Consider the following 8,997-nt stretch of genomic DNA (forward strand, 5'->3'; position numbering starts at 1 on the left):
GGCGATCCATGATGTTGCGCGCCTTGTGGATCTGACAGCGCTGGATCAGGCTGTCCTTGCCGAAGGTCGCCCGGATAGCCTTGGAAAGCGCTTTCGCCCCATCGACGATGAACAGCCGCGGAACGGCTGGGTCGAGCCCGCGCTCGACAAGATTGTCCAGAAGCGCCTGGACGGTCGCGGTATTCTCGGTAGCGCCCTCGACCACCGCGAGCGGATGCTTGCCGCCCTGGTCGTCGATGCCGATCGCGGCGACAAGCACCAGATCCTCGCTGACATGCAGCCCGTCGATCTGGACGACGAGCAGATCGAGCTTCGACAGGTCGGCGCTCATGAAGGCGTTCAGCTTCTCGGCCGACAGCGCTACGAACCGGCGAGACGCCGCTGATTTCGATACTCCGCTGCCACGACCCGCCGGCACGTCGCCCTCCGGCAACCGCACCGCCCGCCCGAACCGTCGGGTGGAAACGTTGATCAGCATCAGGTTCATTGCCCAGCGGCCGAGCCAGTCCTCCGCCGTCGCCCGGTCCCAGCTGGCGATGGGCACCTCCCGGCCACCGACGCCCCGAACGCGGGGGCGTTCGACCTCCACTTTGCCGCCGTGGAAACCGACCCGCCCGCGCGTCCTGCCCCAGCGGTGCGCCTCGCGCTTGTCGTCCCGGCCATGGCGCGGACCGCACGCCGCTTCAACGTCGGCCTCCATCATGGTCCCCAGCGCTTCCATCCCGGCCGCAAGACACAGCCGCTCGAAACTCTGCTGAACATCGGCAAACGCTTCGGCCACAGGCCCGCTGCCCGGCGCCGTCGTCGATGTGGTATCATTCTTCATGGCGTTGCTCTCCAAAGTGGATTCGACACCCCGAGCCTACCGGCTCAAGGCGGGCAACGCCGCCCCCTTCAGAAATTCAACAGTGAACGGGACATCCCCNGGTATCATTCTTCATGGCGTTGCTCTCCAAAGTGGATTCGACACCCCGAGCCTACCGGCTCAAGGCGGGCAACGCCGCCCCCTTCAGAAATTCAACAGTGAACGGGACATCCCCTTGAATGAAGTCGGCCAGGGCCGGCGTCGCCCTCGATCTCGAGCCAGATCAATCCGCTGGAAGGTCACGTGGTTATCCTCGCTGTTTGCACCGTGGTTGCCAAACCACGCCGCAAAACAGCGATCTTGCCTCATCTACGCAAGGCGGTTCCCGCCGGAGGCATACGTCGGAGCGGCGCGATGCACGACAGCTTCGTTCGATCGGAACACCCATTGATAGGCGTTCGAGCCCTCGATGCGCACGCCGGTTTCGTCGGAGGCGATGACCTTTGCCCGGCGCAGGGCCGCGATGGCTATGTTGCGCTCGGGTGCGAAGGCGGTCTGCGACCGCCGCAACATGTTCATCAGGCCGCCCTGGCTGATTGACAGCCCAAAGAGATCGGCAAACGCGCCTTGCAGACGTTCGTAGGACAAAGCCTGGAAGGTCTTGAGATAGGTCGCCACGGCATGGATGCGCGGCCCGAACGGTGTGCTTTTTGCCGCGTCCGGCAAAGGCGCGACGACGAGCCCTCCGCAGGACGGGCATCGCACTGAAAGGCGCCGATGGCGCTCGACCACTGGATGGATCACAGGAAGCTCGATCGTCTCGTATTCGCCTGCGGTCTCGGCGGGCAAGTCGTCAGAGAGTTCGGCCTGGCAACAGGGGCACTGATCAGGACGATGGTCGACCTGCCGGTCGAACGTCTCGCTCATCGCGCGGGCCTTGCCCTCGTGGCCAAGCTTGGCGCCGCCCGGCCTGGCCTTGTCGCGCCGCTCCTTGCGGTCTGTCGCAGGCGGCTTCGACGACGTCCGCGACGTCTTCTCCGGTCGCTGCAGCCGCAGCACCAGATCGATCAGTTCATCCTTCGATAGCCGCTGCAAATCACCGCGTTCCATGCCGCTATGGATTCAGCGATCCGCGCCGTTGGCAAGGGGGTGGGCAATTACTTCGGCTTCTCCTCGACCCGGCTCTTGCGACAGGCGCTGACGTTCCCGTGATCGCGTAGCTTTCCGCGTCCGCGACCTCGAACGGCAACCTCCGGGCCAATCCCAGGCCGTCCGGATTCGGCGGACTAACAATCCGCAACCGCCTCACGCTGCACCGTCGCCCGGCTGATGCGCCAGATGGGTCTGAAGGGCGCAATTCGCGGCAGATCCGTCAGAACCACCGTCAGCGATACGTCCGCGCCGTTCCCACCAAGACCGGGTCATCCTGCGCTAGGCCCTATCGGCGCGCCATCTTCGGTCTGTCACCGGAGCAGGAATACTGCTGACCTCGCGGTCGGTCCCCACGCGCCGTCGCATCGCTTCCATCGTTAATCGCGCTAACATGGCCGGTATCTCGGCGGCCGGTCGTGCCGCGCTGAAATAAAACCCCTGCGCTTCGGAGCAACCCTGCGATCGAAGATAGTCGAGCTGCTCCGGATCTTCCACGCCTTCAGCCGTGGTCGTCATCCCAAGGCTGGCGGCGAGGTCCGTGACCGCCTTCACAATGGCGCCGCTTTCCACATTTGTCGCAATGTCCTTGATGAAGCCGCGGTCGATCTTGATTTTGTCGAACGGGAAGCTCCGAAGGTAGCTGAGGCTGGAGTAGCCAGTTCCGAAATCGTCCATTACGATGCGGGCGCCAAGGCGACGCAGATCCTGGAGGGTTTTCAGGTTTGCGTCGTTATCGCCCAGCAGCACGGATTCCGTGATTTCCAGCTCAATTCGATGGGGCGCGATACCGGCTTCGGTCACGGCGTCAGCCACGACAGCCGCCAGGTTTTGTTTGCCGAACTGCACCGGTGACAGATTGATCGCCACCCGGATGTCGTCCGGCCATTGCGCCGCTGCAAGACATGCTTGTCGGATTACCCATTCACCCAGCGGTTTGATGAAACCCATGTCCTCGGCGACCGGGATGAACTCGCTCGGCGGGACGGGCCCATGCAATGGGTGGTTCCATCTAAGGAGGGCTTCAAAAGCAACAACGCGATCCGGCGCTAGATCGATGATCGGTTGGAAATGCAGCTCCATCTGCTCCTCCCCGATCGCCCGGCGCAGATCCACCTCGAGCTGGCGCCTGCGCTGCAGGGCAGCCTTCATGCTCGGATCGAAGAATCGAAAGACGCCCCGCCCCTCCGCCTTCGCGCGATAAAGTGCGGTGTCGGCATTGCGGACCAACTCCTCTGCGGTCTCGCTGGTGCTGAGTGCGATACCGATGCTCACGCTGACGCAGATGTGGTGTCCGTCGAGATCGAAAGGCTGTGCCATCGCCTCGACGACCCGCCGCGCCAGGCCTTCCAGCTCCCCCCGTTTCCGTACGGCGGGCACGATAATCGCGAATTCGTCGCCGCTCAGGCGCGCCACCAGACCGGTCTCCCCGACGGATTCGATCAGGCGCGCCGACGCGGCCTTGAGCAGGAGATCCCCGGTCGGATGACCGAGCGTGTCGTTCACGCTCTTGAAATCATCGAGATCCAGACAGAGAACGGCCACTCTGCGGCGCCCCGAACGTGCATCGAACGCAGCGTCGAGCCTCTGGCCGAACAGCATGCGGTTTGGCAGATCCGTCAACCCATCATGGTGAGCCATATGGGTAATCTGCGCCTCGATCCGCCGAATATTGGTGATGTCGTCATGCGTGGCGAGCCAGCCGCCCCCCGGCATTGGACGATGATAGAGCGCGACGGAACGGCCGTCGGCGAGCTGGTGGACTTTCACGCGGGAGACACGCTCCTCTACCGACACCAGCCGTTCTCGGATGTATTCTTCCGGGTCGCCACCGACGAATGCACCTGTGGCAATCCGGCGAAGCAGAATGTCGCGGAAGTGCATCCCGGGCTTTATGATCTCCGGATCGATCCCATACATTTCGGCGAAGCGGGCGTTGGAAACGATCAGCCTCTTGTTCCCATCGAACATGCACAGGCCCTGCGACATGTTCGCCAGGGCTGCGTCGAATCGCTGGTTCTGGCTCAGGAGATCGTGCTCGTTCCGCTCGATGACCTCCTTGGCATCACGCATCTCCGCGCAAAAAGCGGCAATCGCCGAAACCATCTGGCCGATCTCATCCTGTCGGCCGTCATCTGCCGACCTGGGGCGAAAATCGAGGTTCCCGAAGGAGATTTCCCGCATGGCGCGCGTCACGGAACGGACCGGGATAACGATGGATCTCACGAAGAAAAAGACGATGCCAAGGCATGCCAGTATTGCGGCGAGGCCACTGATCTGAATGGCGCGAGCGCCCGTCGCCGCCTGCGAAAGCAACTCATCCACCAGCGTGCGGGTCTGAAGACGCGCCGCTCCCTTCAGTTTCCGCAAGTGGTTGACGGCCCGTTTAAAATCGTCGTCGCTCCCGCCGAGCAACATGGTACCCATCGCCGGATCCACGGTCCCGACATCGACGGTTTCCTTCGCTGCTGCGAGGTATTTCGTCCAGTTTTCGGTAAACATCCGAGCTTCCCGCATCTCGGCGGGGGTCAGGTCGTCACGGCTTGCGAGACGAGCTCCATGGACCTTAGCTGCTTCACCCTCCTGGGTGAGTTGCATGCGCAACTGATCGAGACGCTCACTGTTGACGCCGTTGCTCACCCAGGCGGTATAGCGAAACAGGTCGAGATGGGCTTCGGAGACGGCGTCGATCAACCTTTCCTGGATCGTCTCTTTCGCGATGGCCGACGTCGCGACATTCTCCGAACGTTCGGCGACCGCCCCGAGCAACATGACAGCCAGGGCGCCTGTGGCGATCAGCGAAATCAGCAGAATCGCAGAGCCGCCGAACGCCTTCACGCCGATCGGCAGGTCGTTGACCCATGCAGACATGAAGCGCGCATTCATTCCGTCGTCTCTCCGCCCCTGTTCTCTCTATGGCTTGTGGATTCCGACGCCCACGACGTAGTCCCCTAATTTCTCGATGTAGCTGGATTTGTCCTCGATCTTGTTGGTGATCGGGTGCGGCCATTTATAGTCCACCCATCCGGACCCGGGGCCGGTCGCCACCGCGATAATTTCCTGGATCAGATACTTGCCATCCTGGTCCTTCAGCGAACTCAGGTTCTTACCGACGAGGACCGGGCGGGCCCCGTGGGCAACGTTTAGCCCCTTCAGGTCGTAAACGAAGGGATAGAGATCGCGGTCGTGGAATTCGGGGGTCGAGAGGTCGTTGATGCGAGCAAAGGTCGCATCCGCCCCCTCCGCGGCGAAGCTGGTCTGAACGCGCTTGACCATCGCGATCGCCTCGTTTCGAGAACCACGTGAGAGGTCAAATATTCCTATGGCCGGGACATTGCCCGAAAGTTGCCACAGTGTCGCCATCTAAAGTCCGCACATGTTTCCTTTGAATCACACCGTTGCCGTGCGGCCACAAACACTTAGCTGACGATCGAGTGGAGCTAAATAGAGACCCGAGGAACTGGCGCGGGACCTCGACCGTGACGAACATCCCGGATGCTCGCGGAACAGCGAGATGGCCTTGGCGTCAGGCGCATTCTCGGCAAGCCGAAGGTCGAACCTGGCTGAAGATCCGCCAGCACGTTTACCGCCTATCGCTTTTTACCCTTGCCTCCGCCTCGGCCTTTGGCCTTGCCTTTCCCCTTCCCCTTCCCCTTCCCCTTCCCCTTGCCTTTCGCCTCTCCCCTGCCCTTTCCTCGGCGCCGCGGCCGGGACTGAGCCCAGCACGGGCACGCTGCGGCGCATTCGTAGTCGCGGTCGGCGATGTGCCGGGTGAAGCGCGAGGGCAGGAATTGAATTGCGTTCGGGTCAATGATATTGTTGAGAGAACCGTCGGAGAGCCGGCCGCGCACCTACCGGCGACGGCCGGATTGTTGATCACCCTGTGTTGAGGTTGCATCCGTGCCTTCAGTCTTCCGCCCGCGCCGCCGCTGCCTGCAGGTCCTGGTAACCATGGCGCTGCTGTCGACGAGCGGCCTCGCCCATGTCGCCGGCGCGGCGGAACGGGTTCGCGTCGACACGGGGGGTCTGGAGACTGGGGCGATCGTGGTCAGGACGGCGGAACGCCGGCTGTATCTCGTGGTCGGACCCGGCACAGCAATCGGCTACGATGTCGGCGTCGGCCGGGCCGACCGGCAGTGGACCGGCACTGCGACGATAACCGGGAAGTATATCCGCCCGCACTGGGCACCGCCGCTCGCGATGCTTCGCGACCGCCCCGATCTGCCCAGGCTGATCCCCAGCGGCGCGCCGAACAATCCGATGGGTGAGGCGGCGATGACACTGTCGGGCGGCGAATACGCCATTCACGGCACCAATCGGCCGGGCTCCATCGGCGGTTTTGTGTCCTATGGTTGCATCCGTATGCATAACGCGGACATCCTGGACCTCTACGCGCGCGTCCGCGTCGGCACTTCAGTGACAGTGATGCGATGAGCATCGGTGCCCTGCAGGATCAACGGCCGGTTCCGGTCCGATCATCGCGGGCCGGGCTTCGCGCAGGCCCGCAATCAGAGAAGCACCCCTTCGTGTGCGGCCCTTCGCACCGACGGATGTAAAAGACCGCATCTCCCGCATCGCCTTTGACGACGTATCGCTGGCCCTAGACGCCATCGCAAATGGTTCCAACACCTGCAGTACCCGGCAATTGTCCGATGGCACTGACTTCACGATGACCCGAGCTGCCATGCCGTTATCCGGTCAGGAGCGCGATGCAGGCCATCGCAATGCTAAGTTGCGACGATTTGTTCAGACTTTCTCGCAGGAATCTACTAAAGGCTTTGTGATAGGGGAAAATGTGGGGGTCCTGCGATGAAAGTACTTGCTGGTGTAAAACTCGCTCTGGCTGCACTTGCCGTGATCGGCGCCGGAGAAACAAAATCGCTTGCACAAAGCCTGGATAGTTTTGGTGTGCTGGCGGGGTCGACGGTTACCAATACCGGGACCACCATCATCAACGGCAATGTCGGCGTCAGTCCCGGCACTGCAATCACCGGTTTTCCGCCGGGTATAGTGACGCCACCCTTCGCGTTCTATCGCAATGACGGTGTCGCGATCCAGGCGCAGATCGATCTCACGTCCCGGTTCACTGACCTTTTCAACAGGCCGGCAACGGTGGATCTCACCGGGCAGGATCTCGCCGGGCTGACGCTGGCCCCGGGCGTGTTCAACTTCGACACCTCCGCACAGCTGACGGGGACGCTGACGCTGGACGCGCAGTTCAATCAGAACGCCGTCTTCATCATCATTATCGGTAGCACGCTGACGACAGCCAGCGCCTCCACCGTGTCGCTGATCAACGGCGCGCAAGCCGCCAATGTGTTCTTCGTGGTCGGAAGCTCGGCCACGCTTGGCACCGAAACCACGCTGGCGGGGCAGATCCTCGCCCTGACGAGCATCACCCTCAACACGGGCGCGGACATCAATTGCGGCGCCGCTCTGGCCCGCAACGGTGCGGTGACGCTGGACACCAACACGATCTCGGTCTGCCCGCCGGCGGTGACCGTGCCGGTGGTCCCGGTGGTGACCCCGCCGGGCGGCACGCCGGTGGTGACCCCGCCGGGCGGTACGCCGGTGGTTACGCCGCCCGTTGTCGTGGTGCCGCCAACAGTGATCGCTGTCGCCACGGGCATCGACGCATTCGTCGACGAGACCGGCCAGCTGCCGCTGATCTTCCGCCTGCTGACGCCGGCACAGACGGTCCTTCTCCTGGAGCAGCTGACCGGCGAGGTCGGCTCCTCCGTCGCGCCGGCCGGCCGGCAGGCGATGAATTCATTCATGTCGCAGGTCTTCGACCGCATGACCGGCGACGAGGGCCCCTACGCCCCCGAACGCGTCGTTCAACAGCCGGAGGCGCCGGCAACCGTTCGGGTTCTCGGCTATGGCCCCGAGGCAGGGACGACCCTGCAGATGCTGGGCGGCGTCGCGATGTATGGCGCTCCGGTCGCGGCCCCCCGGCCGAAACCCTGGAACGGCTGGATATCAGCCTACGGCGAGGAGACGCGAACCGACGGGGACAGCTACTGGGGAACGCATGATCGCGAGATCGACACGGTGGGCGTTGCCGTCGGCATCGACTATGCGCTGACCCCGGACACGATCGCCGGATTTGCCGTTGGCCTCGGCAGGAGCACGTTCGGTCTCGACGGCGCCAGCGGCTCCGGCGAGAGCGACATGGCGCATGTGGCGATCTACGGCCGGACCAATTTCGACGCTGCCTATGTCGCTGCTTCGATTGCGGCGGGCTACAGCGACGTGTCGACCGAACGCAACCTGACGATCGGCACCACCGAACGCTTCGAAGCCGACTTCTCCGCCTGGAATCTCGCCGGCCGGGTGGAAACCGGCTACCGCTTCGATGTCCCCGACATCGCCATGGTACCGGGCCGGGGATGGGTCACGCCCTATGCCAGCCTGCAGGTCCAGCAATATTACATCCCGGATTACAGCGAGTCGTCGGACACCAATTCGATCTTCGCCCTCGACATCGACTCTAGCGACTCGACCGGCGTGCGGACCGAGCTCGGCGCCCGGTTCGGCCAGAACATTCCGCTCGCCAACGACGCCACGCTCAAGCTGCGCAGCCGTATCGCCTGGGCGCATGACGAGGTGTCGGGTGAAACCCTCCACGCGAGTTTCCGGGCCTTGCCGGGGTCGGATTTCCAGATCAAGGGCGCCGACGAGTCCGGTGATTACCTGCTCGCCTCGGCGGGAGCAGACGTGCTCTGGTCCAGCGGCCTGGCGGTCGGTGCTACCTTCGACAGCGAAGTCTCCAGCGATTCCACCACACTCTCCGGCATTGGGCGGATCAGCTACCGCTGGTAGGGGACAGGGGCCGGTCGGGGGGAATCTCGGCCGGCCATGCCGGTGGCGCAAGTGCTCTACAGCATGCCGCGCTCGACCCGCCGGACGGGATCTTAGGTCGCGTGCGATCTGTTCTCTGTAGGTGAGTTCCCTAAGAGCCTGATTCAAAAGTTCAGCAATAGATCCAATATCTTGCGATGCGCCTCGTGAGCATTCGGATGCTGGCGATGAGCGTCCAGGCC

At 63.2% G+C, this 8,997-nt stretch carries 5 protein-coding genes and 2 pseudogenes; 3 read left to right on the forward strand and 4 right to left on the reverse strand.

What is annotated here, in order from left to right:
- Positions 1-826: transposase (locus VQ044_RS22410; protein ID WP_331827784.1), on the reverse strand; the 826-nt coding region annotated here is incomplete at its 3' end.
- Positions 827-1,204: 378 nt separating this feature from the next.
- Positions 1,205-1,915: pseudogene (locus tag VQ044_RS22415) on the reverse strand (IS66 family transposase); the annotation flags it as partial.
- A gap of 195 nt (positions 1,916-2,110) precedes the next feature.
- Here VQ044_RS22415 and VQ044_RS22420 point away from each other — a divergent pair.
- A pseudogene (locus VQ044_RS22420) lies at positions 2,111-2,215 on the forward strand (hypothetical protein); the annotation flags it as partial.
- A gap of 21 nt (positions 2,216-2,236) precedes the next feature.
- On the opposite strand, the gene VQ044_RS22425 reads toward VQ044_RS22420, so the two are convergent.
- Positions 2,237-4,840 carry an EAL domain-containing protein gene (locus VQ044_RS22425; protein ID WP_327649745.1) on the reverse strand — a complete coding sequence of 868 codons (2,604 nt, stop codon included), beginning with the start codon at positions 4,838-4,840 and terminating at the stop codon, positions 2,237-2,239.
- A gap of 27 nt (positions 4,841-4,867) precedes the next feature.
- Positions 4,868-5,230, reverse strand: a complete 363-nt coding sequence (locus VQ044_RS22430; protein ID WP_327649744.1) for a cache domain-containing protein — start codon at positions 5,228-5,230, stop codon at positions 4,868-4,870.
- A gap of 675 nt (positions 5,231-5,905) precedes the next feature.
- On the opposite strand from VQ044_RS22430, the gene VQ044_RS22435 reads away from it, so the two are divergent.
- On the forward strand, positions 5,906-6,388 hold the full coding sequence (locus VQ044_RS22435) for a L,D-transpeptidase (protein WP_442872994.1): 483 nt from the start codon (positions 5,906-5,908) through the stop codon (positions 6,386-6,388).
- A 474-nt stretch (positions 6,389-6,862) separates the two neighbouring features.
- On the forward strand, positions 6,863-8,776 hold the full coding sequence (locus VQ044_RS22440) for an ice-binding family protein (protein ID WP_331827785.1): 1,914 nt from the start codon (positions 6,863-6,865) through the stop codon (positions 8,774-8,776).
- Positions 8,777-8,997: the final 221 nt, after the last annotated feature.

Source organism: Aurantimonas sp. C2-5-R2 (assembly GCF_036549495.1).
GTDB lineage: Bacteria > Pseudomonadota > Alphaproteobacteria > Rhizobiales > Rhizobiaceae > Aurantimonas > Aurantimonas coralicida_A.